We start from the raw sequence: 26760 nt of genomic DNA, 5'->3' as shown, positions 1-26760 counted from the left end.
CAGGAATGAAAATCACCCAGATTTCAGTGTTTATCGAAAACGAATCAGGCAGACTTCACGAGGTTACAGGGCTCCTCGGAGATAACAATATAAACATCAGGGCATTATCCCTTGCTGACACTTCCGATTTCGGCATTCTCCGCCTCATTGTCAATGAGCCTGACAAGGCTTACCGTCTTCTTCGGGAGAATGAGTTCACTGTGGGCAGGACAGAGGTTCTGGCTGTTGAGGTTCCTGACAATCCCGGCGGGCTTGCAGGTGTCCTCGGCGCACTGAGCAAGGCATCCATCAATGTTGAATACATGTACGCCCTCGTGGAGAGAAGCACAGACAGCGCTGTGATGATTTTCCGCTTTGATGACACGGCAAAGGCCGTGGACACCCTCACCGCAAACGGCTACAAACTAATGAAGGGCGAACAGATTTACGAGATATAGGCAACACAAACTGCGTTGCTTGTCATCCTGAGCCCGAAGGGTGAAGGATCTCTATTTAAGGTATAAGCTTTGGCTGAGGCTTCAGATTCTTCACTGCGTTCGGAATGAGGACTTTCTGAACGCCAGTTATTAGGTGAGACTTACCTGCAAGTTGTTGTTTCCCAAACGGAAACTCATAAAAATAAATCGGGGGTGGAAAATGGTTCGTATTCTGACGGTTTTAATCTTTCTTCTGGTGAGTGTTACCGCATTCGCCGGAGAGGTCAGGCTTGGTGCTCTGTTTGCTGAAACAGGCCCTGCGTCATATCTGGGGCATCCTGAAAAGCTCACTGCTGAAATGCTTGTGGCTGAAATCAACGCCGCAGGCGGCATCAACGGAGACAAGGTGGTTCTTGTGTCCTACGATACACAAGGGGATGAGCAGAGAGCGATTAACTATTTCAAAAGACTGGTGACAAAGGACAAAGTCTTTGCCGTGATCGGACCCACCACCACAGGTTCAAGCCTTGCGGTTAAAGATCTTGCGGACAAGTTTAAAACCCCGCTCATAAGCTGTGCAGCGAGTGCAGCCATTGTCACTCCTGTTAACAAGTATGTTTTCAAAACACCTCAGAGCGACATCCACGCCGCTGAGACAATTTTTAAATACATGAAATCAAAAGGCATGAAAAAAGCCGCAATCCTCACAGCTCAGAACGGGTTCGGCGTGACCGGAAGGGATGCGCTGATCGAAGGAGCCAAGGCTCAGGGGATTCAGATTGTCTCCGATGAAAAGTTCGGCGACAAGGATAAGGATATGACAAGCCAGCTCAGCAAAATAAAAGCTGCCGGGCCTGATGCCGTTATCTGCTGGGGAGTGGGACCTGCTCCCGCAATTGTTGCGAAAAATGCCAAAGATCTGGGTATACAGAACCTTTTCATGAGCCACGGCGTTGCCTCAATGAAGTTCATTGAGCTTGCGGGCGCTTCCGCTGACGGAATCAGGCTGCCCGCCGGAAGGCTTATTGTTGCCGACAGACTGGCAGACAGTGACCCGTTCAAGCCTGTTCTTATGAAGTATAAAAAAGACTACGAAGGCAAATTCAACATGCCTGTTTCCGCTTTCGGCGGTCATGCATATGATGCTTTCTATCTGTTTAAGCTTGCCTATGAAAAATCAGGTGCAGATACTGAAAAGTTTGTTTCGGCACTTGCCGGAATAAAAGGGTTCAAAGGCACAGCCGGAGAGTTCAACATGACAGAGCAGGATCACAACGGTCTTTCCTCTGATGCGTTTATTATGGTCGAAATAAAAGACGGAAAATTTGAGATAGCGAAATAATGCAATTCCTGTATTCGGGGCTCACCAGCGGCAGTATTTATGCGCTGGTAGCCCTCGGCTTCAACATCATCTACAACACGACGGGGCTTATCAACTTCGCTCAGGGTGAATTTGTCATGCTGGGCGGAATGCTGATCTACACTCTCTTCGCTGTCATGGGCATGCCTGTTCTGTTGGCGTTCCCTCTGGCTGTGGTTACCGCACTTATTCTCGGACTTCTTTTTGAGAGAGTGTTTATAAATCTTGTGCGGGTGAAAAACGATATAAACCTTATTACTGTTACCATAGCCGCGTCCATCCTGCTGAGGGATTTTGCAATGCACATCTGGGGCAGAGATACGGTGACGGTGGGCGAGTTCATGCCTGTGAAAAGCATTGAGCTTCCCGGCGGGGTTATATCAAACCAGAGCATAATGGTTATCGCAGTGGGCGCATTTATTGCCCTTGTGCTGCACCTTTTCCTTAAAAAAAGCAAATACGGACGCGCGATGCGCGCCTGTTTCGATGATATGACAGCGGCTGGAATCTGCGGGATAAATGCAGTGATGGTGCGTGTAATGAGCTTCGGCGTGGCCGCTGCTGTGGGCGCTGCCGCCGGGGTGCTTATCTCCCCCATTACCTTTGTAACCTATGACGACGGGGTTATGATAGGTCTCAAAGGCTTTGCCGCCGCCATTCTCGGCGGTCTGGGCAGCTTCTGGGGCGCTGTGGCGGGCGGTGTTCTTCTGGGGCTTCTGGAAAGCTTTGCCGCAACAATAATGCCCTCAGGTTATAAGGATGCCATAGCTTTTGTGGTCATACTTCTGATTTTGTTTGTGAAGCCTGCGGGTCTGTTCGGAAAAAGGATGGCTAAGCGCGTATGAGAAAGATAAATCCTTTTCCTTCGCTTATTGCGGCTTTTGTGCTTGCCGCAGTGGGTCTCACGGTTGACAACGAATATTATCTCGGCGTTGCGGTGGTTATAATGATCCATGCGCTGAACGCTACGGGTCTTAATATACTTCTCGGCTACACGGGAATAATCTCCATAGGGCAGGCTGCGTTCTTCGGTCTGGGAGCATATATTTCGGGCGTTCTTTCAGCCACTTACGGCTGGAATGCGCTTATGACATTCCCTGTCTCCTTCGCCGGATGCTTTATCATAGCCTATGTTATAGGCTGGCCGGTACTGAGACTCCACGGGCATTATCTGGCTATGGCTACACTCGGTTTCGGAATGATCGTCTACATACTCATGAACGAGATGGACTTCATAACCGGCGGCCCCTCCGGCCTCATGGGGATAGGGGACATAGAGTTCTTCGGGTTGTATTTCGGGCTGGATCAGGCTTACTTTGTGCTGATGTCCGTTTATTTTGTGATTGTGCTGTTTCTTCTGGAGCTTTTTGATAAGTCATTTCTGCATTACAAGCTTAAGTTTATAAAATCATCCGAATCCGCCTCAAACAGCTACGGACTGGACACTGTGCAGACCAAGCTGCTTGTTTTTGCTTTTGTGGCGGGCTTCACAGCCCTTAACGGCTCACTGTATGCCTTCTTCGCACATTTCATCAGCCCTGTCTCTTTCAGCCTCAAGTACTCCATAGAGCTTGTGGCGATGGCCACCGTGGGCGGGCTCGGCTACATAACAGGCGGTGTGATAGGCGCAGTGATTCTTGGGCTTGTGCCGGAGCTTTTCGCCTCTGCCGAGGATTATGAAATGCTTATCTACGGCGGGCTTCTGGCCGTTTGTGTTATGTTTGTTCCCGGCGGCATAGCCGGAACCCTCTCTAAACTGAGGAAGAAAGATGCTTGAGGTAAAGGATATATCCGTCCGCTTCGGCGGGGTAAAAGCGCTTACTGATGTGAGTTTTACTGTGAAGAACGGGAGCATTTCCGCACTCATAGGCCCCAACGGGGCAGGAAAAACCACCATGTTTAATGTTGTGACCGGGTTTGTGACCCCTGTCGCGGGCTCTGTGCGGTTTATGGATAAAGACATCACAAAGGCAAGGCCGCACAGGGTGTTTAATTCCGGAATATCTCGCACGTTCCAGAACCTGAACATAATCCCTGAGCTTTCACTGCGTGAGAACATGTATCTCGGCATCATAGGCCGTGACAAACCCTCCGTGCTGAAAAGCGCATTCCGGCTGAATAAGTCATACTGGAAAAAAACATCGGAAGAGATAGACACGTTCCTTGAGTTTGCGGGCGTGCAGGACTTTCAGCACCACAGGCCGTCTTCCGTGCCTTACGGCGTGCTGAAAAACTTTGAGATGGCCAGAGCGGTTATCTCAAAGCCTAAGCTTCTCCTGCTGGACGAACCTGCGGCGGGGCTGAACATGGCTGAGAAGGAACGTCTGGCAGGCATAGTGCGCAAGGTTTCTGCCGACGGCATAACTATTCTCATGGTTGAGCATGACATGCAGTTTATCTCCAGCCTTGCCGAATATGTGGTCTGCCTCAATTTCGGCGAGAAGATAGCCTGCGGCACATATGACGAAATAAGGAACAATGAGGCTGTTCTCAAGGCTTATCTGGGGGATGAAGATGCTTAAGGTTAAGTCCCTCTGTGTTTCATACGGCGCTGTAGAGGCGCTTTCCAACGTTTCCGTGCACGTGAGCGAGGGAGAGTTTGTTTCCCTCATCGGCAGCAACGGAGCAGGGAAAACAACCCTGCTGAACTCTGTGATGGGTATAGTTCCAGCTAAGCAGGGCGAAGCTGTGTTTATGGGTGAGAGCATAGCGGCAATGAAGGTGCATCAGGCGGCGGCAAAGGGCATAGCACTTGTTCCCGAAGGGCGCAGGGTTTTTGCCAATATGTCCGTGCTTGAGAATATCCTTATGGGCGGCTTTTCCAAAAGCTCAAAGGAAAACTCCGATAAAATCGAAGAGATTTATTCGATGTTTCCTGTGCTTAGGGAGCGTAAAAGCCAGCAGGCGGGCATGCTTTCCGGCGGTGAGCAGCAGATGCTTGCCATAGGGCGCGCGCTTATGTGCAGACCGAAGCTGCTTTTGATGGATGAACCGTCCATGGGGCTTGCGCCCCTTGTGATAAAAGATGTATATGAAAAACTGGCTGCTCTCTCCAAGACAGGTCTTACGATTCTTCTCGTGGAGCAGAATGCTGCCATGGCTCTGAAATACGCCGACAGAGGCTATGTGCTTGAGAACGGGCGCATAGTTCTTCAGGGGAGCGCTAAAGAGCTTCTCGGCGACAACGAGGTTAAGCGGGCTTACCTCGGAAAGGAATACAAGGAGAAGTGGGAGAGATAGAATGAAATACTGGCAGGAACGTGAAGAAACGATGAGTGTTGAGGAGAGAGAGGCGTTTCAGCTTGAGCGTCTTCAGTCTACCCTTAACCGTGCCTATAAAAATGTGGATTTCTATAAGAAAAAGTTTGATGAGACAGGTATCAAGCCTGATTCCGTCAAAGAACTTACTGATATAGCGAACCTCCCCTTCACCACGAAGCAGGATCTGAGAGATAATTATCCCTACGGAATGTTCGCAGTGCCCCTGCGGGACATAGTGCGCATACATTCATCCAGCGGAACCACAGGCAAGCCCACAGTAGTGGGTTACACAAGGGCGGATCTGGAAAACTGGAAAGACCTTGTGGCGCGCATAATAATAGCTGGCGGAGCGGATGAGCAGGACATAGTTCATGTTGCCTTCACCTACGGGCTTTTCACAGGCGGTTTCGGGCTTCACTACGGGGCGGAGCATATAGGCGCGTCCGTTATTCCCGTTTCCAGCGGAAACACGGCAAGGCAGATAGGCATAATGCAGGACTACAGAAGTACAGTGCTTGTCAGTACCCCTTCATATGCCCTGCACATAGCCGAAACCCTCAGCAAGATGGGACTGAATAAAAACGACCTGCACCTTAAGACAGGACTCTTCGGCAGTGAGCCGTGGGGTGAGAAGATAAGGCAGGAGATAGAGGAAAAACTCGGTATTGACGCTGTGGACAACTACGGTCTCTCCGAGCTTATGGGCCCCGGAATCGCTGGGGAATGTCTGGAAAAAAGCGGCCTGCATGTTAACGAAGACCATTTTTATGTTGAGATAATAGATCCGGAAACACTCAAACCTCTGCCCCTCGGCGAGAAGGGCGAGCTTGTCATCACCACCCTGAAAAGGGAGGCAATGCCCCTTATACGCTACAGAACAAGAGACGTAACCAGACTCTACAGAGAGAAATGCGCCTGCGGCAGAACACTCATTAAGATGGAGAAGCCCAGAGGCAGAACCGATGACATGCTGATTATAAACGGTGTGAACGTTTATCCGTCACAGGTTGCCGAGGCTCTCGAATCGGTGAGCGGCGCTTCGCCTCACTTTATGATGATAGTGAGCAAGAAGGGCGTTCTGGATGAACTTGAGATACAGATTGAGGTCAGCGAGGCGCTGTTCTTTGATGAGATGAAAAAACAGAAATCACTGATGGAGGAGCTTGTGCGTGTCTTCCAGCAGGCGATACTCATAAAACCCAGAGTTAAGCTTGTAATGCCCAAAACCCTTGAGCGTTTTGAAGGCAAAGCTAAAAGGGTTATAGACAACCGCAAGCCGGAATAACATGAAGGACGACCAGAGGATAATTAATTTCTTTTTTGAGGCGGGGTTTCTCCAGAACCTGCAGAGAACTGGAATCCCATATCTCGGCTCCGGAAAGCAGAGCGTGGCGGAGCACAGCTTCCGCGTCACCGTGATAGGCTACACAATGGCAGCCATGCTTGGCGCTGATGTGAACAAGGTGCTGAAAATGTGCCTGTTTCACGACCTTGAGGAAGCCAGAACCGGAGACCTTAACTACCTCCAGCAGAGATATGTCAAATCTGACGATCAGAAAGCCCTGCGGGATGCTCTGAAGGGGCTTCCCCTTGAGGCGGAGGTAACGGAGCTCATAGATGAATACGCACAGCAGAAGACTCTGGAAGCAAAAATCGCCAAGGAAGCCGATGTTCTTGAACTGATTATGTTCCTCAAGGAGCAGCTCGACAAAGGGAACGAACAGGCGGGAAACTGGCTGAAATCAGCAGTGAAGCGCCTTAAGACAGAGAAGGGCATACAGCTTGCGGAAAGCATTCTGGAAACGAGATATTACGAATGGTGGTACGGTGATGGGAACGGATGGGAAAACGGATCAAAAGACTGGTAGCGCAGAATATCCTTCTCTTCTGAACACGGCGTACACTGCCGCCAATTTCATCCTGTTTAACAGACGGGCGCTCTACAACCTTATCCTCAACAGGCTCCATATTTTCAACCTGATCACCATCATGCTGGCAGCATACCTTATCCCTTACCGTTCGCCGTTTACCGGTGAGGCGGAGTTCTTTAATTTTGAGAATATGCTGGAAGGAATCCTCATGTCAGGGTTCTTTTTTCTGTTCATGTTCATGCTGTGCAGGCGCAAGGCGGAATCTTTTCTGCCTCTTCTGAGAATTGTTCTGGCGATGGAGATGACGGCTGTCATAAGTCCGGTGAGTTTTCTTCTTTCAGGTGTAATGCTTAAGGTCTTTATGGGGCTTTATGTGGGCTGGTATCTCAGCATAGGCATTTTTGCGTTCAGTTACCTTAACGGTATAACTTACTACCGCGCGGCGCTCGCCGTGCTCATGGCTTTTTTCCTTACCCAGCTTGTTCCGGCTTTTTTTGCCTAATCTTTGGGCAGAGGCGCGGCGGATATGAAAATTACACCCTCTTCAACCTTTGTGCCGTAGAAGCGGAGATCTGCATGTCCGTCCGGATGTGTAAGACACCTGCCTGTCGCAAGATCATACTCCCAGCCGTGGCGTGTGCATTTGATTATGCTGCCGCTCTTCGGGAGTCCGTTTGCCAGAAGGTTTGCCTGCTGGTGCTTGCAGCTTATCTCCATGGCATAAAAGGAGCCGTCCTCCCTTTTGAATATGCCTATGTTTTTGGCGAGAATCTTAACAGTTTTCCAGCTTGTGCCTGAGAAGTCCTCTGTCTTTGCCGCTTTGATGAAATCCATAATAAAAACCTCTGTCCGAGATCCTTCACTGCGTTTATGATGACGTTATATCAAGCGTCATTCTGAGCCCGAAGGGTGAAGAATCTCAGACTGAATTAAATGTCTCTAGTTGGCCTCAAGCACAGCCATGCCGAAGTCACGTCCCCATGCATAGGCTTTTTCGAGGTCTTCCGCCGAAGGAGTCATTTTGACTTTGAAGGACTCCATCGGAAGCTTCATCCTCATGCTTTTCATAATATCCTCACTGACCTTCACACCTTCGCCGCTCCAGCCGAATGAGCCGAAAGCGCCAGCAAGTCTGTTTACCATGTTAAGCACCACAAAGTATGCAAAAAGGTTAAGTATGGGCTTGGGAGCCTTTGCATTAAGCGTGGGCGTACCTATGAGAAGGCCGTAGGAAATCTCTATCTCGTCTATCAGTTCGCCGACGGGGAGGGCAGCAGCGTCCAGAAGGACAGCTTTCACCCCTGTCTCTTCCACACCTGCTTTAATGCTGTCCGCCAGCATCTTTGTGTTTCCGTAGGCGGTGGCGTAAACTATAGCGACCCTTCTGTCCTGCATATTTTTATAATATCTGTCCGCCTGCTTTTTATACCACTCGATATATCTTTCGGGATTCTCACGGAGAATAGGCCCGTGAGAGGGGCAGACCATTGTTATTTCTATGTCTTTGATCTTGTGAAGAGCCTTGAGTATATGCTCCTTGTACGGGCGCATGATCATGGAGTAGTAAAACTTGAAAGCCTCCATGGCATCATCTTTTCTCTCAAGTTCATCATTAAATATCTTCTCGCCGCTGCAGTAGTGCGCGCCGAGGAAGTCGCACGGGAAGAGGATCTTGTCCTCCACAAGGTAGGTGAACATGGTATCCGGCCAGTGGAGGAAGGGGGTGTGGAAGAAGCGGAGGGTCTTGCCGCCGAGGTCAATCACATCATCATCACCCACTGCGCGGCCGTTGTATTCTCCGTTTACTATATTATCCACAAAGGTTTTAGCCGTTTTGGAGTAGATAACTTCAATATTCGGGTTCATTTCCAGAAGAACAGGCAGACAGCCTGAGTGATCCGGCTCATTATGGTTGAGGATTATATAGTCGATCTCACTGACGGGGCAGATCTCCTCTACAGTCTGGATGTATGTATCTTTGAAAAGAAGCTTGTTGGCTTCAATGAGCGCTTTCTTTTTTGTACCCTGCACAAGGTAGCTGTTGTATGTGGTTCCGTGTTCTGTGGGGATTACTACGTCAAAAATTTCAAGCTCAGGGTCTCTGACACCGACCCAGTGGACGTTGTCTGCAACTTTGAATGAGTTCATATGGCCTCCCGTATAAGAGATAAATTTTATCTTTTAAAGAATAGTTCATGGGTATTGAAAAAGCAATGATTTTGAGAGGAGGTGCAAACGAAAAGCCGCCCGGACAAGCCGGACGGCCGGTGATTTCGTTTATTAGTCTTCGTAAACCTCGAAGCTGTCTTTGCCTACTCCGCATTCGGGGCAGACCCAGTCTTCGGGGATGTCTTCAAATTCTGTTCCGGGTTCGATGCCGCCGTCGGGATCGCCCACTTCAGGGTCATAAATCCATCCGCACACTGTACATACATATTTCATAGCAGTCCTCCTTGTGGATTAGAAATGATACCTAAACTATAATAGTCAATTAGTACAAGTCAAGTCCGATATACGACCTGTAATTTATTTAGGTTTTCCTTGTTTCGTTTTCAGCGGTTTCAGATAAAAGGTTAAATCTTTTTGACTTCGGTGTCGGTTATGCCTGTTCTGCGGAGAAGGCGCGCTTTGAGTTCCGGAACTGCCTGTTCATAGGGCATGTTCTCAAGGTTTATCTGCCCGCCTGCGGACTTCATGTGCCCTCCGCCAGTGCCTATGCCTTTCACTATGCGGCTTGCGATCCTGCCCACAAGCTGTTTGGATGACTTGCAGCGCAGGGAGAAGTAGCACTGGCTGTCTATGCGGCCTATTACGAAAGTCCATTTCACATCACGCATTCTGAGAACAAAGTCGCTTGTTTCAGCAATAAGATCGGGGTTGCGAACATCACCCAGATCGCAGAATACGAGATTGTCTATTATTTCGGCCTGTTCGATTGCCTTTTTCATGGTCTTGAAGTAATAGCGGGGAAGTTCGGGGTTTTCTATCTTCTGGAGCTTCTGTGTGGATATGTGGGGGAATATGTAGGCCATCATATCCATATCATGCTGGGTTATGCTCCTGCCGGAGCCGAAGGTGTCTGTTTTCATGCCGTAATAAAGGGCGGTTGCTATGTTCGCATCAGGTTCCAGATGCAGAGCCTTCATATACTCTGCTATTATGGTGCTTGTGCTGCCCGTGCCCGGACGGACATCGTAAATCTCCGTGGATTTTGTCTGCGCGCGGAAAGTGTGGTGGTCTATAACGACATTGGGCATTATATTTTTCGGTATATATACGTTCCCTGCGTTCGGCTGAGTGTCCGCAACTATGAGGTAGTCATATCTGGCGAAGTTGAGCTTGGTGGAGAGATGCATATCAATCTTACATGTTTTGATGAGCTCTCTGTTCTCCGCCCTGCCGATAATACCGTGATAGGCTATGGTACAGCGTTTTTTCAGCTTGTTGCTGAGGATCATCTTCATCCCCGCAGCCGCCGCTATGGTATCGGGGTCGGGGTTGTTGTGGGTGAGAATCAGCACCTTGCGGAAAGGCTTAACGTCCAGCAGTATTTTTTCTATCATATGCGTTTCTACTCGGTCCCGGCGGAGAAATCCAGAAGGAGTTCATCCCCTTCGATCCGCGCGGTGTAGCCGTATCTCCCTTTGAGTTCATCCAGATTGCGCAGGAGCGAATCTCTGCTGAACACTGTGTCAGCGTCAAATATAGCTTCTTCAAGGGAGAAGGTTTTTATATTGTAATCCTTAACTATCTCCCTGCGTTTAAGGAAGTCCATGAAGGCTTTTACGTCTGCAAACTTGCTGAAATGCACTGCTCTGACGCTGTATTTCGTAACAGTGTTCACTGTCTCCGGGAGAGGGATGAAGTTTGTTCTTATATAATCCGCAGCGGTGAGAACAGATGACCTGAACGCTTCTGTAATGCAGAGGTCATCAGTTTCCTGAACTGCTTTTCCGGTAACTTTAACGGCGGTAAATTCTTTGTCCCTTGAGTACGGCTTTACATAGAGCTCAGCTTCGCAGTTGAATATTTCGCCTTCGGGTTTGGTGGATGCATTGAGCGTGAAGATGAAAAGAAACTGCGCCGGACCGGAGGAGAAAGCAGCCAGCATATCGGTCTGTTTGGGGTTATCAGGCATTTCCGCAAGGAAATTCTGGTTGTTCCCCGCTGTAAACCTGTACTGCTGGAGCGCTTCTGATGCTGTTTTCAGAAGGGTCGGTTTAAGGTCTTCCTTAAGTTTACCGGTTATGTCAAACACAACGGAGTTGGTTGCTTCCCTGATGTAGTAGTTCAGGTTGCCCATGGCAATTTCATCAACATCTGCGGAAACAGAGTAAAAAACTGTATTGTCCTTAACATAGCGGCTTGTGATTTTGTATCTGGTAATGAATTTCAGAAACTCGGCTGTGATTTCGGGAACTGATGTATTGTCCGCGGATGAAAAAAAGTTTCTCATCGCATTTTTTAGTGCGCCTTCTCTGGCAGCCTGTTCGGCAGCTTTTACATTTCCTTCATGGATCACAGCGCCGGCGCTGCCCTCTACAAATACAGCGTGAGCGTTTTGTGCGGATGCAAATACTGCCGCAATAATTAATAAGCAGAAAATTGTTTTTTTCATAAGATTCATTATTAACCCGTATTAGAAGAAGTTGTCAACTCTATCCGCAGATCTTGTTGATGATACAGGGCTTCTGAAAGTGCCGAGCCCCTGGAGGCCGATTACGAAGTATATTATCTGCTCCCTGCCGGAGTAGCCGCCTTTGTCATCAATGGGGTTATACTCCTTCTGTGTGACGGAAAGCCCCATGTGCCAGCAGCCTGATTTATATGTGCCGTAGATGGAGTTGCTTATTGTGCGCAGGTTATTGAGTGACATATGTTCGTTTTTACCTGATGTTTTGGTTTGAAAAGCAAGTTCAAATTTTCTGAAGTTGAGACTCACGCTGAATTCAAGGGATGTGTTCTCGGTTTCATCGGTGTAGTCCATATCTTCGTAAAGATATTCCTCGCTGAATGTCACTAAGCCTGTGGAGAAGGAAATCCTCTGGTTGAGGAGGGATGTGTCCGCATCGCTGTGGTCATAGTCGTGCCTGAGGTAAACATTCAGCCTTTTGTCATAGTTGTAGTTTATTTTGGCTATTATCGGTCTCAGGCGGTCTTCGCTGAGCATTGCATCGTATGTCTGCTCAAGGGAGGCATCCAGATTCCATTTTTCTGCGTCAAAATAGTTTTTAAAGAAGTATGTGTAGCTTTTTGTTCCTTCTATGAGGTCGCCTTCTATTCTCTCAGGGATGGCTGAGTGGTCAAGCTCCGGTATCTGTTCGTACCTGAATGTGTTGTATATGGAGTGGGAGAATTTATCATATTTTCTGTAGATTTCGTTCAGTGCTATTTCATAACCGATTCTGTATGAGAGACGCTCTATTGAGCTGTCATCCGCATTTATCTGCGCTATGCTTGTTCCCCTGCTGTTTTTCACATTCGGAGCTTCGGCTATTCCCTCCCACTTTGTAGCCATTATTTCGGCATATGGCTTGAATGTGGCTACTCTGAGGTTGATGGGGGTATAAATTTCCGTTGTGAGGTGCAGGCGCTGATATTCATCTTCCACAATCAAATCATTACTGCTTGAGGCCGGGTAAATGGTTTTTTCCCTGTAGAGAACATGGTCAAGATCGGCTGTGTAATTGAGGCCGAGAAAGCCCTGGCGGAGGTTTTTTCTTACAAAAAGATTCGGCAGTCTGTAAACCTCCGTCTTTTTGTAGCCGTTGTCTATATCTGTGAACTGCATGTCGTTTTTAAAGCGGATTCCGAAATCAGCATATTCTGTTCTGTGAATCAGCCTGAAATCTGCGTAGAATTTGTTATCCGGATTGTCATAGTCATCCACCATTTCTGTGTCTGCTATATCTCTCAAATACCTGTAATCCGAGACATAATCCATCTCAATGTACATTTCGGTATTATCGCCTATTTTAAAGTTGGAGTCCTGATAAAGCAGATACCTGTTTCTTTTGTCCGATTCGCTCTCCCAGTCATCAATATATTCGCCGTAAATGTAAATATTCTCGTTCATGCTCTTGGCGTATCTGTATTCGCCGAGATAGTGGACTATTCCAGTTGAATATATATTTGTGCCGATGGTGGCATCCTTGTCTATGTTGATGTCGCGGAAATACTTGAGGCCTATCATGGTTCCCCTTTCGGAGTTTGAACCTATTTTTGGAATAAGGAGGCCGCTTTCACGCTCTTTTTTGATAGGGTAAATCATGTAGGGGGTGTAGAGCACCGGAACGCTTTTTATCCAGCCGGTGGTGTTGGTTGCTTTTATATAGTGGCCTATGTCCATGGTGGCGCGGCTTGAAGTGAATGACCAGTCCGGAACCTCTCCGGGGCATGTGGTGAAGCGCCCTTTCTCGATCAGGAAGTTATCCTGTCCGGTGCGTTCAAACTTTTCCGCCTCAAGGTAATGATAGGGCTCAACAAAGCCTTTGACATCAATGAATGTTCCTTTTTCCTGAGCAAAGTCATATGTGAGGTTTGTGCAGTCAAAAAAGTTGCCGCCTTCTCTCAGGCGGACATTCCCGCTGGCATCAAAAACGCCTGTCTCCCTGTTGTATATAACTTTGTCTGCTGTGAGCGTGGAATTGTCACGCATGATTACAACGTTTCCTGTGGCCTCAAAGGTAAGGTTGTCCGGCGCGAACATTTCGTCCGCCTCAAGGGTGATATTGTCCGCCTTAGTGCCAGAGGGGACAAAGATTTCCGCTGCATTTGCGGATATATATGAAGTAAAAAGAATAATAAGCAATAGTCTGATCACGCGAGTTTCCCTTCTTAACACATTTCCGCCGGGGCGGCACACAGGTTTTAAATATTAATCCGAAAGAAGCTTTTTTATATGGGCGCACAAATAAAGTGAGCCGCTGACAAGTATATCAGCATTTCCCGCAAGTTCAACCGCTATGTTGAGCGCTTTTGCAGCGTCCTTTTCCTGCACGGTTCCCGCTATGTCAAGGGGGAGGCGCAGGCTTCTTTCGTTATCCGGAATTTCGGTTATTACGATATTCCGGAACTTAGGGGAGAGAAGGGCGACGAGCTTTTTTATATCCCTGTCCGCAGTGGAGGAGATAAGCACACTGCCTATCTTCGATGCATCGGCAGACTTCACCAGTTCATGCATGCCGTGCGGGTTGTGCGCGCCGTCAAGGATGAATCTTCCTATCCGTTCCATTCTGCACGGAGGAAGCACCGGAACAAAGTTCAGGGGCAGCTTCCCTGTGAGCTCCTTCACAATATTCTCCGCCAGAGCAAGGTTTTTCCCGAATGGGGCAGGCACTTCTGAGCTTGCCTCTTCTGTGAATATAATTTTTTTATCAGGCAGTGCTTTTCTGATGTATTCCGTGACGGAGGGCGTATTCATCCCCAGCATAACGGTTCTGTTGTCCTTAATTATCGCCAGCTTCTCATCAGCTATGCGGTAAATACTGTTTCCCAGAAAAGCGGCGTGATCCTTGGCAATGGCAGTGATGACAGGCAGTTTGACATTCAGAACATTTGAAGAATCGAACCTTCCCCCCATCCCCGTTTCTATGACGGAGAAATCCGGCTTAAGTTCTGAGAAATACATAAAAGCAATGAGGGTAAGCGCTTCGAAATATGAGAGGCGGTATTTTTCTATAAGCGGTACGCATCCGGCGAATATGCGGTCAAAATCCGCATCGCTTATATCACGCCCGTCAGACACGATGCGTTCATTGACTTTGAGAATATGCGGGGAGGTGAACAGGGCTGTTTTATAGCCGCATGCCTTGAGCATGTCCGCTGTGAAGCGGCATGTGGAGCCTTTGCCGTTTGTTCCGGCCACATGGATTATTCTGCCCAGTGACTCTTCCCTGAAACCGGCTTCGGCCAGTGCACCCTCAATACGCGAAAGGGTGAGCTCAAGGTTTTTGAACTCACCCGTGTTTCTGAAATATTCTTCAAAAGCGTTAATGGCTTTTTCCTTGTCAGTTGTAGCCGAAGAAGTCCAGAACCCTTGTCATGTCTTTTCTCCAGCGTTTGCGGTGGGAAACTATGTCCACCATGCCGTGCTCAAGGAGAAACTCCGAACGCTGGAAGCCTTCGGGCAGTTTCTGCCTGATTGTCTGCTCTATAACTCTGGGTCCTGCAAAGCAGATCAGAGCCTTGGGCTCAGCTATTATCACATCGCCGAGCATGGCGTAGCTTGCAGTAACGCCGCCTGTTGTGGGGTCAGTGAGGAGTGATATATGCCCAAGACCTTCCATGCGGAGTTTGGCGAGGGCTGCGGATGTTTTTGCCATCTGCATGAGGGAGAGTATGCTCTCCTGCATTCTCGCGCCGCCTGAGCAGGATATGGTGATAACGTGTCTGCGGTGCTTCACTGCGTTTTCCACCAGTCTGGTGATTTTTTCGCCCACAACGCTGCCCATGCTGCCGCCGAGGAATCCGAACTCAATACCGCCGATATTCACTTCGCGGCCGTTGATTTTTCCCATGCCGCCCACGAATGCGTCATTCATGTCCATTTTTTTGACTGCGGCTTTTATTCTGTCCGGGTATTTTTTACTGTCTTTGAATTTCAGCGGGTCAAGGGAGCGGATGCCTGCGTCGAACTCTATAAAGGAATGGGGGTCTATGATGTACTCTATCTTCTGCATTGCAGAAACGGGGAAGTGAAAATCGCATTTGGGGCAGCACTGGTAGTTGTCCTCTATTTCCTGACGGTAGCTTATTTCCCCGCAGCCGGAGCATTTGCTCCATATATTTTCTTTCATGTCCTTTTTCTGAGAGCTGACTTTGGTGATCTTTTCCAACAAAAAGTCGGTTATTCCCATATGGGTTAGTCTCCTTCTGATTTAATAATGCAAAAAACCGCGTCCTGCGTTTTTTGCATACACGCTCGCGGACGGATGAACCGTCCTTCGCTTCGCACGGCGGCGGCACTTCCTGTGCCTTCCGTAATAATACAAAAACTGCATCCTGTGTTCAAAACAATCAAACACAACTGATGATTTTATTGTTTTTTTGTATTTTATGCAACAGGTCTGTTTTTTCCTGTTGTATTACAGCCATTTATAGAACAGTCTCCCCTGTCTGCCGAGGAGATCCTTCATTGTGCGCACACCTTTTGCGTGGAGAGCCTCAAAACAGCGCACGGTGAGAAGCGCCGTGTGCGCAGCGTCAAACAGTGCCCTGTGCCTGTATGCGGCGGGAACGGGAATATCCAGTTCCAATTGTGACATCAGGTTGTCAAGACTATAGCTTGTCAGTCCGGGAAACGCAAGTCTGGCGAGGCCTATTGTATCTATTATTTTTGTAAAACTATGTGAAGGCTGGCATTTTTCCAGTGTGTGGTAAACAAATTTGCAGTCGAATCCCGCATTGTGGGCTATGGCTATGCTGTCCCCCACGAAGCTGACAAATTCGGGTATAACTATTTCAGCAGTGGGCTTGCCCCGCACCATAGAGCGGCTTATGCCGTGAACTTTGTAAGCCTGATAGGGTATTTCGCAGCAGGGATCTATGAGGGTTTCAAATCGGTTCTGGAGGTTCAGTGTGAGGTTAGGCTCGATTTTCACTGCGGCGATCTCAACCAGCCTTGAGCCTTTTTCCGGCGACATGCCCGTTGTTTCCGTGTCAAATACGGTAAAGGTCAGTTCCTCGATGGGTTTATTAATCATTTATTATCCTGAAAAGGCGTATAAAATCTTCCAGATTCATCTCCTCCGCACGGATGGAAGGCTTAAGCCCTGCTTTTTCTATCACCGTTTCGGGGTTTTCGACCCCCATGAGGTTATTGCGGAGTGTTTTGCGCTTCTGAGTGAAGCACCTCCGCAGGAAAGCGAGGAACTCCTTTTCGTTACCGACATTTTCCTTGGCATGGGGAGTGAATTTCAGGATCGATGAAAACACTTTTGTGTTGGGATAAAAGTTGCCGCCGGAAATGTCCTTTATTTTCTTCTTATCATAGAAGTAATCGGTCATAACGGTTATGGATGAGTATGCCTTTGAGCCAGATTTCGCTGCTATTCTGTCCGCGACCTCTTTCTGGTACATGAATATCATGCGGTCAGTTATGCCGTGCAGTTCAGTACATTTGGCTGTGATGTCCACGGACACGTTGTACGGCAGGTTGCCGATTATTTTCAGCCTGTCCGTTTCAAGGAGGGAAGTGTCAAACTCCATGAAGTCCGAATGGATTACACGGAAGTTTTTGTAAACATGCAGATAGCGCTTGAGGAATGAAACCAGTTCGCCGTCTATGTCAACTGCGGTCACGTTTGCGCCCGCCTCAAGCAGCCTGTGGGTAAGTACACCGCAGCCGGGGCCTATCTCAAGAACATGGTCGCCTTTCTCTATTTCTGCTGCGCTCACTATGAGATCGAGTATATGCGTGTTGGTGAGGAAGTGCTGTCCGAACGCTTTTTTCGTTCTTCCCTGTTCCTCTTTGAAAAGTTTAAGCAGATCGAGCATTAATCACCATTTCCTGTGCCACCTTCACCGCCCTGTATAAAGAGGAGGGGGAGGCTGTGTTTTTTCCGGCTATGTCAAATGCGGTTCCGTGGTCTACGGAGGTGCGTATAATTGGCAGGTTGAGGGTAACGTTCACAGCATTGCCGAAGGATTCCATCTTAACAGGGATCATTCCCTGATCATGGTACATGCACACCACAAAGTCAAACTCGCCCTTGAGTACCTTCGGGAAAAGCGAATCCGCTGGGTATGGCCCGCCTGCGTTTATGCCTTCCTTTACTGCCTGCTCAATGGCAGGGGAAATTATGCTCTGCTCCTCGTCCCCAAGGGCTCCGTTGTCTCCGGCGTGGGGGTTAAGTCCAAGAACAGCGATTTTCGGCGCACCCTTGCAGAAGAATCTGCCAGCGTTATGGGCGTTGCGTATGGCGGTGAGCACCGTATGAACATCCAGCTTAGCTGTCAGGTTGCACAGGGGCACATGGGTTGTGGCAAGGAGAGTGCGCACCCTGTCCCCGACAAGGAGCATGGAGAAATCTGTTGTATCAGTGAGATAACCTAAAAATTCAGTGTGTCCGGGGAAGCTGTACCCGCCGAGCTGAATGGATTTTTTATTAATGGGGCAGGTGACAACGGCGTCAATTTCCCCTGACTGCGCCATTCTCACAGCTTTTTCAACAAAAAGCATGGATGCTTTTCCGTATTCGCCCTTTATTTTTCCGTATTCTATTTCAAAGTCCGCTTTTTCATCCGGTTCAATGATCTCTATTTCGGGCATTTCCGTTTTCAGTATATTCCTGAACGCATCTTCCAGTATGAAGCGGTAGCCTATGAAGACTGTCCTCACGCTTTCCGGCTGGTTCAGTGCGTATTTGGCGGCTATTTCAGCGCCTATTCCGGCAGGGTCGCCGATTGTGATTCCGATTACAGTTTTTTTCATAGGCAGAAGATAATACCGAAGCGGATGATTTATCAAGCTATACTTTCCGCGGCTGCTTTTTTTGCGGGCGGCGTTTACTGTTTTTTGATGAAGGCCTTTAACCTTTCTTCCGCCTCCGAAAAATCACCGAGGCATGAGTATCCGTTTATCGCTTCGAGCCGTAAAGCGTCATCAAAGGAGCACCCCTGAATATTAATTATGGTTTCTTTTACTGAGCGTACGGCACGCTGGCTGTTTTTCAGTATCATCCCGGCGTATTCCTCGGCTGTTTTCATTAGTTCCTCTGCGGGAACAACCCTGCTCACCAGACCAAGCTTCAGTGCCTCCTCAGCGCTGATTTCCCTGCCTGTCATGGAGAGATCAGCGGCGACGGCTGTTCCTGCAATTGCACAGAGGCGAACCAAACCTCCGTCCCCCTGATGCAGACCATAACGGGTTTCAAATACTCCGAATTTTGCTTTTTCAGATGCTATCCGTATGTCGCATGCGAGGGCAAGTTCAAATCCCGCGCCTATCGCATGACCGTTAACAGCGGCAATTACTGGCTTGTATATTCTGTGCTTTCCTCTGGTTATCCCCCCGGCAAGGCCTGTTTGGGCGTTTTGCCTGAGTGAATAGAGGTCTGCTTTTTTCCATTTTGGTATGAATGTCTTGAGATCTGCCCCGGCACAGAATGATTTTCCCGCTCCGGTTATGATCACTATGTCCGTTTCGGAGCATAAAGCAAAATCGTCCCATACTTCTTCAAGCTCCCTGTTAAGCTCCTCATCAAGGGCGTTCAGTGCCTCCGGTCTGTTCAAGGTGATATAAGCTATTCTGTTTTTCTTTTCATATGTTAGCTTTTCCATAACCCTGCCTTATTATTTTTTGATAAATTATGTCTTTATATTTTCAGGAGATCATCTATTATTATAGGTTACAGAACCCATAAACAACAGGAGAAACAATGCCTCAACTGACCAAAAATATTTTTGAAGAGCTTTCGGAAAATGTTAAGGGTGATGTTTACACCGATAAAATAAGAAGATACATGCACTCAACGGACGGCAGCATTTTCAGGGTGGAGCCGGCCTGCGTGGTGTATCCTCGCGATAAAGACGACATTAAAACAGTGGTGAAGTTCTCATCCCGCTACGGGCTCTCGATCCACACAAGAGGTTCAGGCAGCGGCCTTTGCGGTTCTGCCGTGGGGAAGGGGCTGATACTTGACTTTTCCAAATACATGAACACCCTTGTGGAACTGGATGAAAAGGGGAAAACCTTTACCTGTCAGCCGGGCTACCGCTTCGGCGAGCTTGAAGTTGAGCTCAGGGGAAAGGGGCTTTTCTTTCCTCCCGATCCTTCAAGCGGCGAATATGCCAGCTTCGGCGGGATGTACGGAACAAACGCCAGCGGAGCGCACTCCGTTAAATACGGCAATGTTTCCGACTATATAGAAGATGCAAAGCTTATCCTCGCAGACGGAACGGAAACCACCATCAAAACCCTTGAAACCACCCCGTTTGACAAGCTTCCGCCTAAGTTCAAAAAGCTGTACAGGCTTTATGAAGATAATAAAGAGAAGATAGAGAACGCCTACCCCTCAATCCGCTGTAATGTTTCCGGCTACAATTTAAGAGGGCTGACAGAGAACGGCGGGCTGCACATAGGCAAGCTTCTGGGCGGCTCGGAAGGCACACTCGCCATAGTCACGGAGCTTACCTTCCGTCTGCATGAAAAGCCCGATTTTGACAGCCTCGTGGTTGCTTATTTCGATGATATAGTCAAGTCCGCTCAGGCTGTGCAGAGGGTTCTGCCTTCCGCACCTTCCGGCATTGAAATAATGGATAAATCACTCCTCAACCTTGCCAGAGAATCGGACGCTAAACTTAAGGAAGCCATACCCGAAGGTGTGGACAACGTTCTGATGATTGAGTACGACGGTTATGACAGGGAAGAGGTGCGCAGACTGGCCGAACAGGCCATGGCTGATATTAAGGATCTCTCCTCGTCTGCCTCCGTGGCGGCATCGGAAGAGGAGGCGGCGAAGTTCTGGGCTGTGCGCAAGGCGGCTGTGCCTATACTCTATAAGCTTAAAGGGCGCAAGAAGATCCTCGCCCTCATTGAGGATGCGGCAGTGCCTACGGACAGGCTGGTGGACTATTTCAAAGGTCTGTACGCCATACTGAGAGGCCACAGGGCGGAGTTTGTCATTTACGGGCATATAGCAAAGGGGCTTCTCCACACCAGACCGCTCCTTGATCTGAAAGACCCGCATGATATAGAGATGCTGAAAATCCTTGCAGATGATGTGTTTAAGCTTGTGAACTCCCTTGGCGGAGTTGTAAGCGGCGAGCACGGAGACGGCAGACTGAGAAGCGCATATATCAAAGAACAGTATAAGGATATTTACCCGCTTTTCCTTGAAACAAAAGCGGCTTTTGATGTTGAGGATCTCCTCAACCCCGATATAAAAACCGTCTGTGACGATGAGCAGATGATGAAATTCCTCCGCTTCGGTTCCGACTACCGCAGCATGGACTTAAGCGGAAAGCACCTTGTATGGAACGAAGGCTTCACTGACGAGGCTGAAAAATGCCACGGCTGTTCAAAGTGCACAACCGTTACCTCCGCAACAAGGATGTGCCCGGTTTATAAAGCCACAAGGGACGAAACCGCCGCCCCGAAGGCGAAGGCGAATGTTCTCCGCGCGCTTATAAGCGGCACTATAGACAATGATTCCCTGTACGAGGAGGCTTTCCAGAACGTTATCAACAAATGTGTAAACTGCGGAAGCTGCGTGATGGAATGTCCGTCCAATGTCAATATCCCCAAACTCTCCATTGAAGCAAAGGCGATGTATGTTAAAAAGTACGGTGCGGGGCTTGATAATAAAATAATCTCTAACTGTGATCTTCTCGGAAAATATACCCATAAGATAAGCCCGCTGATCACTAAGGCTATGAAGCTCAAGCTCAACCGCAAGGTTGTGGAAGTTATGACCGGAGTCACCGCTGAGCGTCCTTTTGTGGGATTTGAGGGCAAATCGCTCTTCGAGAGGGCAAAGAGCCGCGCTTTCCGTAAAAAAGGCGAGCTTAAGGTTGTCTATTTTGCAGGATGCTACGCCAGCTATATCAACCCCGGACTGGGCATGGCCACAATGGATGTGCTGGAGCACATAGGCTGTGAGGTTGTCCTGCCGGAGCAGTTCTGCTGCGGTATCCCCTTCCTCTCAAAAGGGATGACCGAGGATGCGAAGCTGAGGGTTAAGAAGAACCTCGCAAGCTGGGGCAAAGCAATGGAAGAGGCGGACTATGTTGTGGTTTCATGCTCTTCCTGCGGGCTGTCGCTCCTTAAGGAATGGAAGTTTCTTATGAGCGATTCTCAGGTGGAGGCGGTGAGCAAAAAGCTCATCCATGTCACCGCCCTTGTGAATCAGCGCAGAAACCGGCTGAGAGTTAAAGAGAAAAATCTGAAACTTTCCTATCATAAATCATGTCATATGAAAGTGCAGGCAGACAACAACTGCTCTGTGGAGATGCTTGCCTCCCTTCCCGGAGTTAAGGTGACAGACCTTAACAGCAACTGCTGCGGAATGGCGGGAAGCTGGGGGATGAAGGCGGACAACTTTGAGCTCAGCACAAAGATCGGCAAGCCGATGCTGGACAAGCTTAACGAATCCGAGGCCGATTACGGCGTGACGGACTGCCCCACCTGCACAATCCAGATGCAGCATCTGGGCAGTAAAACAGTAAAACACCCGGTTGAGGTGCTTAAGGAATGTTTGGAAGACTGACAGCCTTTCTGCTTGTAAGTGTGCTCGCCTTTGGTTCCGCCGGTGCGGATGAAGGGGACTACCTTATGGGTCTGAACGCGTATAAGGACGGACTGAACAGCGTTGCCAGAATGGGCTTTGAGGCTTATCTGGCCGATTCTCCTGATCAGGCTAACAGGCATTACGCAGAGTATCTCATGTACCGCATCCTCCTTGAAGATGGGGACACGGACGGGGCGTACTCATATTTTGCCAAAATTGAGAGTGTGGCTGATTCCCGCTTCGATCAGAATGTGATCAAAGGGGATAAGATGCGCTTTCTGATCCGCAGAGACTGCGCAGAGGCGAGAAAAGAGCTTATCTCCGGCACATCCGCCGCAGGTGCTGCGGTTTATACCGAATCATCCTGCCCGATGGATTCCGCCGCTGCCAGGGCTGTTGCCTCCGCATCAAACGATTCCAAGGTGCTCCTTGCCGCCGCAGGGAAATCTCAGGGCGACCCGAAAGCCGCTGAGGCTCTGTTCTCAGGCATTAACCCCAAAAACCTTACCGCCGAGCAGGCAAAATATTTCGGAGTTCTCTTCTATAAAAACGGCAACTATGACTATTTCTGGAAGGTTTACGGAGTTTATAAGGATGCGGACATGGTTAATCTCGCTCTGGACAGGCTCTGGAATATCAAGGACTACAAATCATATATAACAAGCTTTGAGGCAAACCGCAAAAGCTACGGACTTGAATCCGCAGCCTTCTGCCGTGCCATTGAGTCATACAAACAGACCGGAGCGGATTTTGACTGTGCGCTTCTGGACGGATGCATCAAGGAGAAAAACGCTGATTTTGCCAAAACAAAGACAGCATGCCTTATCAAATCAGGCAAAACCCCCCTTGATGCAGATGTGGATGCTTTCGGTTCGGCAGTGCGCGGCGTATGCGAATATGTGCCTTATATGATAGATAAAAACCTGTATGACGGCAAATCCTTCGGTGAGTTTGCCGCCTGTTCCAATAAGTTTGATATAGCTGAGCTTCTTTACCGTAAAAAAAGGTTCGGCCGCCTTCTGGAAGTCGCCTCCAAAGGTACGGATGACCGTGATTACTATTACGCTGCCCTTGCCCACATAGGGATGGGGGACAGAAGCAAGGCATCCGCCGCGGCGCAGAAAATAAAAAGTGCCGAACTTAAGGCTTATTTAAGCGGACAGATAAAATGAAAAAATTTCTCATAGGCTTCGTGCTGATCTCGGTCTTTTTCGGTGCTCTGCTTTACAACTATTTGTCAGATGAGAGTCATGCTTTGTATAATGAAGCGGTAAAGCTTTATGAACAGAAGAAATATTTTGAGGCTCACGAAAAAGTAAAGGAATCAATGGATAAAAATATCCTCAACCGGAAGGCTATCCTGCTTAAGGCAAAGCTTTACGACATAGTAACCGGAGAGGAGAACTACAGGGAAGCTTCACGCCTTTATGAAGAGGCTGTTAACCTCGCCATGCAGGGCAACTCCGATCAGGCGAGGGTGAATATTGTCCGCGCCCTTGAACTTCTGGACAGGGTTCCTTCCACTGCTCCCTCCAAAGAGAATGCGGACAGGCTTATTGAACGCATATCACGTGATGCGGAGCCGCTTCTGAATAAGGCTCCGGACGTTGCATACCGCAGGGCGAAAAGCTTTTACGAACAGGGCAACTACAGAAGGGCTTTCGAAAGCTTCAACCGTTTGTCAGCTCTCTCCCCCGAAGGCAAGGCGATGAGAAGCTCCGCTGCATACAAGGCGGGCATGGATGTCTACATCAGCCTGAGAGACCTGCCGGATGTTTCTAATGCGGAACTGTACGACGCTATCTACTGGTTCGAGCAGGTGGAATCCGGACAGACTGAATACACGGATGCGGCAGAAAAACTGGGCGAACTCAGGGCAAGGCTTAATTAATTCCGTTGCGTGCGCACGTTAAAAAATGCTAAAAACACGTCAGATTTCTTAGAGGTAATCTTCATGTCAAACTATGACTTTACAGGCACTAAAGTCCTCGTAGTAGGGGATGTTATGCTTGATAAATATTATTTCGGCTCTGTCCGCAGAATTTCACCGGAGGCTCCGGTTCCCGTTGTGAGGGTGAAGGACACCAGACTCACTCTTGGCGGTGCGGGGAATGTCCTCAGCAATATAACCCATCTGGGGGCAAAGGGTGTTATGCTTTCAGCCTGCGGCAGGGATGATAATGCCGTTACCCTGAAAGGGCTTCTGGGTGAGCTGGGTGCTGAGTGCTGCTTTGTTGAACGTGAGCTTCCCACAGTGACAAAGCTCCGTGTAATCGGTGAAAAACAGCAGGTTGTCAGGCTGGACTTTGAAGAGATTGTTCCGGTCAGCCTCAGTGACGAATATAAAAATTTTATAGATAATGCCGCCGCGGAATGCGGAACTGTGGTTCTCTCAGACTACGGGAAAGGTATCTGCACCGATGAAGTCTGCCGGTATGTGATCGAAAAAGCCGCAGAATACGGTAAAAAGGTTATAGTTGACCCCAAGGGGCATGACTGGAGCAGGTACAAGGGTGCGGACATTGTTACGCCCAACGTCAACGAGCTTGCCGAAGCGGCAGGCAGGAGCGTTGAAAATGCTGATGATGAAATCACCGCCGCCGCACGGGAAATTCTGGCAGAATACGGCATTAAGTGTCTTCTCGTAACCCGCTCTCACAAGGGGATGAGCATTGTCACCCCTGAAAGTGTGAAGCATATCCCCACCGAGGCGAAAGAGGTTTTCGATGTCTCCGGTGCAGGGGATACTGTTGTCGCAACTCTGGCGGTATCTCTCGCGAAGGGTTATGAAATGGAGGCCGCATCATGCACAGCCAACAAAGCCGCCGGAATAGTAGTGAGCAAAATAGGCACTGCGCCTGTTTATATAAATGAGCTTAATGATGAAGGCAGCAGCCATGCGGCAACATCGCTTGATGCCATGCTGCGCATAGCTGAAAACCTGAAAAGAGCGGGCAAAACCATAGTGTTCACCAACGGATGCTTTGATATACTTCATAAAGGGCATGTCACATACCTGAGAGAGGCGAAAAAGCTTGGGGATGTTCTTATTCTTGGTCTGAATACGGATGACTCCGTCCGCAGGCTCAAAGGTGCGTCAAGACCAGTCAACTCAGAGGATGACAGGGCGGAGGTTCTCTGCTCACTGGAATCCGTGGATTATGTTGTTAAGTTCGGTGAGGACACACCTCTCGAACTGATAAGCAAAATACGCCCCGACATACTTGTTAAGGGTGCAGACTATAAAATAGAGGATGTCATCGGCCGTGAACACGCCGGAAAAACTGTCCTCATAAGCTTCGTTAACGGGTATTCGACAACGTCAATACTGGAGAAGAGTAAAAGGTAACAGTTCCATGGAAGGAACTGCGCCGTGCGGAGCAAAACCGCCGTTTTGATTTCGGCGGTTTCTGTACCAAGCTTGCTGAAAAGCCTTGTTTAACAAGGCGCGAGCGTGTGCTGAAATTCCACAGGATGTAGGAATTGCAGCTATTAAGGACAGACTGCTTCGTCGTTTTGCTCCTCGCAGTGACTCATATGAGCGTCATTGCGAACCCTGAAAGGGTGAAGAGTCACTTCCCCCTTTAAAAAAGGGGGACAGAGGGGGATTTGAGAAGCATGCGGAACAGTTTTTCACCGGACGCAGGAATTTCGGTTAGTTAAAAAGGAAGGTGTTTATTATGATAGTTGTAACAGGCGGAGCAGGATTTATCGGGAGCAACATAGTAAAAGGGCTTAACGATATGGGTGAGGACAATATCATTATTGTTGACAGTCTGGATAACCCCGCGAAGCACCTGAACCTGAATAAGCTTAAATACAATGATTTTATAGATAAACGAGATTTTCTCTCCGTTCTCAGAGAGGACAGGTTTTTCATAAAAGTATTTTTCCATGAAGGCGCATGCTCCAACACAATGGAGACAGACGGCAGATACATGATGCAGAACAACTACGAGTACAGCAAGGAGCTTCTGCATTACAGCATGGAGCGCGGCGCAAGGTTCATTTACGCCTCTTCCGCATCTGTCTACGGCAACGGTGATGAGGGGTTTGCGGAGAAGCCCGAATGCGAGTACCCGCTGAATGTTTACGCTTTCTCAAAATTTTCGTTTGATAACTATTTCCGCAATATAAAGAATGTCGGCACTCAGGTTGCTGGTCTCCGCTATTTTAATGTTTACGGCCCGCAGGAAAATCATAAGGGGAAAATGGCTTCCGTAGCCTTCCATTTCTTTAATCAGCATAAGGAAGGCGCTAAGGTCAGGCTTTTTGAAGGGAGTGAGGAGTTCCGCAGGGATTTTATTCATGTAAACGATGTTGTTGCGGTGAATATGTTCCTTTATGAGAACCCCGGTGTTTCAGGCATTTTTAACTGCGGCACAGGGAAGGCCAGAAGTTTTGCTGATATAGCGGAAGTTTTCAAGGCAAGATACGGCAAAAATTTTGAATCGGAGATAATTCCTTTCCCCGAACAGCTTAAAGGAAAATATCAGAAATATACCCAGGCCGATCTCACTAACCTGAGGAAAGCCGGATATGCGGCTGAGTTTCTTTCGCTGGAGCAGGGGGTAGGTGCTTATCTTGATGTTCTGGAAAAGACAGGCGGTTACATAAAATAG

At 48.6% G+C, this 26760-nt stretch carries 26 protein-coding genes; 14 read left to right on the top strand and 12 right to left on the bottom strand.

Annotated features, from left to right (window positions below; all coding sequences use genetic code 11):
• Nucleotides 1–5: 5 nt before the first annotated feature.
• From OSQ85_RS02355 to OSQ85_RS02315, 9 genes are all read left to right on the top strand, one after another.
• Complete coding sequence (locus tag OSQ85_RS02355; RefSeq protein ID WP_265821063.1) at nucleotides 6–437, top strand: ACT domain-containing protein; 432 nt, start codon at nucleotides 6–8, stop codon at nucleotides 435–437.
• A 199-nt stretch (nucleotides 438–636) separates the two neighbouring features.
• Nucleotides 637–1758, top strand: a complete 1122-nt coding sequence (locus OSQ85_RS02350) for an ABC transporter substrate-binding protein (protein WP_265821062.1) — start codon at nucleotides 637–639, stop codon at nucleotides 1756–1758.
• On the top strand, nucleotides 1758–2621 hold the full coding sequence (locus OSQ85_RS02345; protein WP_265821061.1) for a branched-chain amino acid ABC transporter permease: 864 nt from the start codon (nucleotides 1758–1760) through the stop codon (nucleotides 2619–2621). The genes OSQ85_RS02350 and OSQ85_RS02345 overlap by 1 nt, the downstream gene beginning before the upstream one ends.
• Entirely contained in the window at nucleotides 2618–3553 is a 936-nt protein-coding gene (locus tag OSQ85_RS02340; protein ID WP_265821060.1) for a branched-chain amino acid ABC transporter permease, read from the top strand. The genes OSQ85_RS02345 and OSQ85_RS02340 overlap by 4 nt, the downstream gene beginning before the upstream one ends.
• Complete coding sequence (locus OSQ85_RS02335) at nucleotides 3546–4298, top strand: ABC transporter ATP-binding protein (RefSeq protein ID WP_265821059.1); 753 nt, start codon at nucleotides 3546–3548, stop codon at nucleotides 4296–4298. The genes OSQ85_RS02340 and OSQ85_RS02335 overlap by 8 nt, the downstream gene beginning before the upstream one ends.
• Nucleotides 4291–5016, top strand: a complete 726-nt coding sequence (locus OSQ85_RS02330; protein WP_265821395.1) for an ABC transporter ATP-binding protein — start codon at nucleotides 4291–4293, stop codon at nucleotides 5014–5016. The genes OSQ85_RS02335 and OSQ85_RS02330 overlap by 8 nt, the downstream gene beginning before the upstream one ends.
• Nucleotide 5017: 1 nt before the next feature.
• The gene (locus OSQ85_RS02325; RefSeq protein WP_265821058.1) at nucleotides 5018–6322 is read left to right on the top strand and encodes a phenylacetate--CoA ligase family protein; all 1305 of its coding nucleotides are present in this window, start codon (nucleotides 5018–5020) and stop codon (nucleotides 6320–6322) included.
• A gap of 1 nt (nucleotide 6323) precedes the next feature.
• On the top strand, nucleotides 6324–6905 hold the full coding sequence (locus OSQ85_RS02320; protein ID WP_265821057.1) for an HD domain-containing protein: 582 nt from the start codon (nucleotides 6324–6326) through the stop codon (nucleotides 6903–6905).
• Nucleotides 6868–7410: a hypothetical protein gene (locus OSQ85_RS02315; protein WP_265821056.1), complete on the top strand. Its 543-nt coding sequence runs from the start codon at nucleotides 6868–6870 to the stop codon at nucleotides 7408–7410. Before OSQ85_RS02320 ends, OSQ85_RS02315 begins: the two co-directional genes overlap by 38 nt.
• Here OSQ85_RS02315 and OSQ85_RS02310 read toward each other — a convergent pair.
• The 12 genes from OSQ85_RS02310 to OSQ85_RS02255 form a co-directional block, all read right to left on the bottom strand.
• A complete protein-coding gene (locus OSQ85_RS02310) occupies nucleotides 7407–7742 on the bottom strand; it encodes a Rieske (2Fe-2S) protein (protein ID WP_265821054.1) in 336 nt (111 codons plus the stop codon). The genes OSQ85_RS02315 and OSQ85_RS02310 overlap by 4 nt on opposite strands.
• Nucleotides 7743–7847: 105 nt before the next feature.
• On the bottom strand, nucleotides 7848–9056 hold the full coding sequence (locus OSQ85_RS02305; protein ID WP_265821053.1) for an FprA family A-type flavoprotein: 1209 nt from the start codon (nucleotides 9054–9056) through the stop codon (nucleotides 7848–7850).
• A 132-nt stretch (nucleotides 9057–9188) separates the two neighbouring features.
• Nucleotides 9189–9350 (bottom strand): rubredoxin, encoded by a 162-nt coding sequence (gene rd / locus OSQ85_RS02300; RefSeq protein ID WP_265821051.1) that lies wholly within the window; start codon nucleotides 9348–9350, stop codon nucleotides 9189–9191.
• Between the two features lie 131 nt (nucleotides 9351–9481).
• Complete coding sequence (locus tag OSQ85_RS02295) at nucleotides 9482–10471, bottom strand: DHH family phosphoesterase (protein WP_265821050.1); 990 nt, start codon at nucleotides 10469–10471, stop codon at nucleotides 9482–9484.
• An 8-nt stretch (nucleotides 10472–10479) separates the two neighbouring features.
• Nucleotides 10480–11535, bottom strand: coding sequence for a hypothetical protein (locus tag OSQ85_RS02290; RefSeq protein WP_265821049.1), 1056 nt, complete (start codon nucleotides 11533–11535; stop codon nucleotides 10480–10482).
• 12 nt (nucleotides 11536–11547) lie between these two features.
• Nucleotides 11548–13731, bottom strand: a complete 2184-nt coding sequence (locus OSQ85_RS02285) for an LPS-assembly protein LptD (protein ID WP_265821048.1) — start codon at nucleotides 13729–13731, stop codon at nucleotides 11548–11550.
• Nucleotides 13732–13785: 54 nt separating this feature from the next.
• The gene (locus tag OSQ85_RS02280) at nucleotides 13786–14835 is read right to left on the bottom strand and encodes a bifunctional folylpolyglutamate synthase/dihydrofolate synthase (protein WP_265821394.1); all 1050 of its coding nucleotides are present in this window, start codon (nucleotides 14833–14835) and stop codon (nucleotides 13786–13788) included.
• Nucleotides 14836–14917: 82 nt separating this feature from the next.
• Nucleotides 14918–15766 carry an acetyl-CoA carboxylase, carboxyltransferase subunit beta gene (gene accD, locus OSQ85_RS02275; protein ID WP_265821046.1) on the bottom strand — a complete coding sequence of 283 codons (849 nt, stop codon included), beginning with the start codon at nucleotides 15764–15766 and terminating at the stop codon, nucleotides 14918–14920.
• A gap of 228 nt (nucleotides 15767–15994) precedes the next feature.
• A complete protein-coding gene (locus OSQ85_RS02270; protein ID WP_265821045.1) occupies nucleotides 15995–16612 on the bottom strand; it encodes a 3'-5' exonuclease in 618 nt (205 codons plus the stop codon).
• Entirely contained in the window at nucleotides 16605–17405 is an 801-nt protein-coding gene (gene rsmA / locus OSQ85_RS02265) for a 16S rRNA (adenine(1518)-N(6)/adenine(1519)-N(6))-dimethyltransferase RsmA (RefSeq protein WP_265821044.1), read from the bottom strand. Before rsmA ends, OSQ85_RS02270 begins: the two co-directional genes overlap by 8 nt.
• Nucleotides 17389–18342 carry a 4-hydroxythreonine-4-phosphate dehydrogenase PdxA gene (gene pdxA, locus OSQ85_RS02260; RefSeq protein ID WP_265821043.1) on the bottom strand — a complete coding sequence of 318 codons (954 nt, stop codon included), beginning with the start codon at nucleotides 18340–18342 and terminating at the stop codon, nucleotides 17389–17391. The genes rsmA and pdxA overlap by 17 nt, the downstream gene beginning before the upstream one ends.
• Nucleotides 18343–18416: 74 nt before the next feature.
• Nucleotides 18417–19190 (bottom strand): enoyl-CoA hydratase/isomerase family protein, encoded by a 774-nt coding sequence (locus tag OSQ85_RS02255; RefSeq protein ID WP_265821042.1) that lies wholly within the window; start codon nucleotides 19188–19190, stop codon nucleotides 18417–18419.
• Between the two features lie 98 nt (nucleotides 19191–19288).
• Here OSQ85_RS02255 and OSQ85_RS02250 point away from each other — a divergent pair, with 98 nt between their 5' ends.
• From OSQ85_RS02250 to rfaD, 5 genes are all read left to right on the top strand, one after another.
• A complete protein-coding gene (locus OSQ85_RS02250; protein WP_265821041.1) occupies nucleotides 19289–22117 on the top strand; it encodes an anaerobic glycerol-3-phosphate dehydrogenase subunit C in 2829 nt (942 codons plus the stop codon).
• On the top strand, nucleotides 22102–23310 hold the full coding sequence (locus OSQ85_RS02245; protein ID WP_265821040.1) for a hypothetical protein: 1209 nt from the start codon (nucleotides 22102–22104) through the stop codon (nucleotides 23308–23310). The genes OSQ85_RS02250 and OSQ85_RS02245 overlap by 16 nt, the downstream gene beginning before the upstream one ends.
• Nucleotides 23307–24029, top strand: coding sequence for a tetratricopeptide repeat protein (locus OSQ85_RS02240; protein WP_265821039.1), 723 nt, complete (start codon nucleotides 23307–23309; stop codon nucleotides 24027–24029). The genes OSQ85_RS02245 and OSQ85_RS02240 overlap by 4 nt, the downstream gene beginning before the upstream one ends.
• A gap of 63 nt (nucleotides 24030–24092) precedes the next feature.
• The gene (gene rfaE1, locus OSQ85_RS02235; RefSeq protein ID WP_265821038.1) at nucleotides 24093–25487 is read left to right on the top strand and encodes a D-glycero-beta-D-manno-heptose-7-phosphate kinase; all 1395 of its coding nucleotides are present in this window, start codon (nucleotides 24093–24095) and stop codon (nucleotides 25485–25487) included.
• 331 nt (nucleotides 25488–25818) lie between these two features.
• Nucleotides 25819–26760, top strand: a complete 942-nt coding sequence (gene rfaD / locus OSQ85_RS02230) for an ADP-glyceromanno-heptose 6-epimerase (RefSeq protein WP_265821037.1) — start codon at nucleotides 25819–25821, stop codon at nucleotides 26758–26760.

The organism is Geovibrio ferrireducens (genome assembly GCF_026226615.1).
Taxonomy (GTDB): domain Bacteria; phylum Chrysiogenota; class Deferribacteres; order Deferribacterales; family Geovibrionaceae; genus Geovibrio; species Geovibrio ferrireducens.
This window is presented reverse-complemented; position numbering and strand designations above follow the sequence as displayed.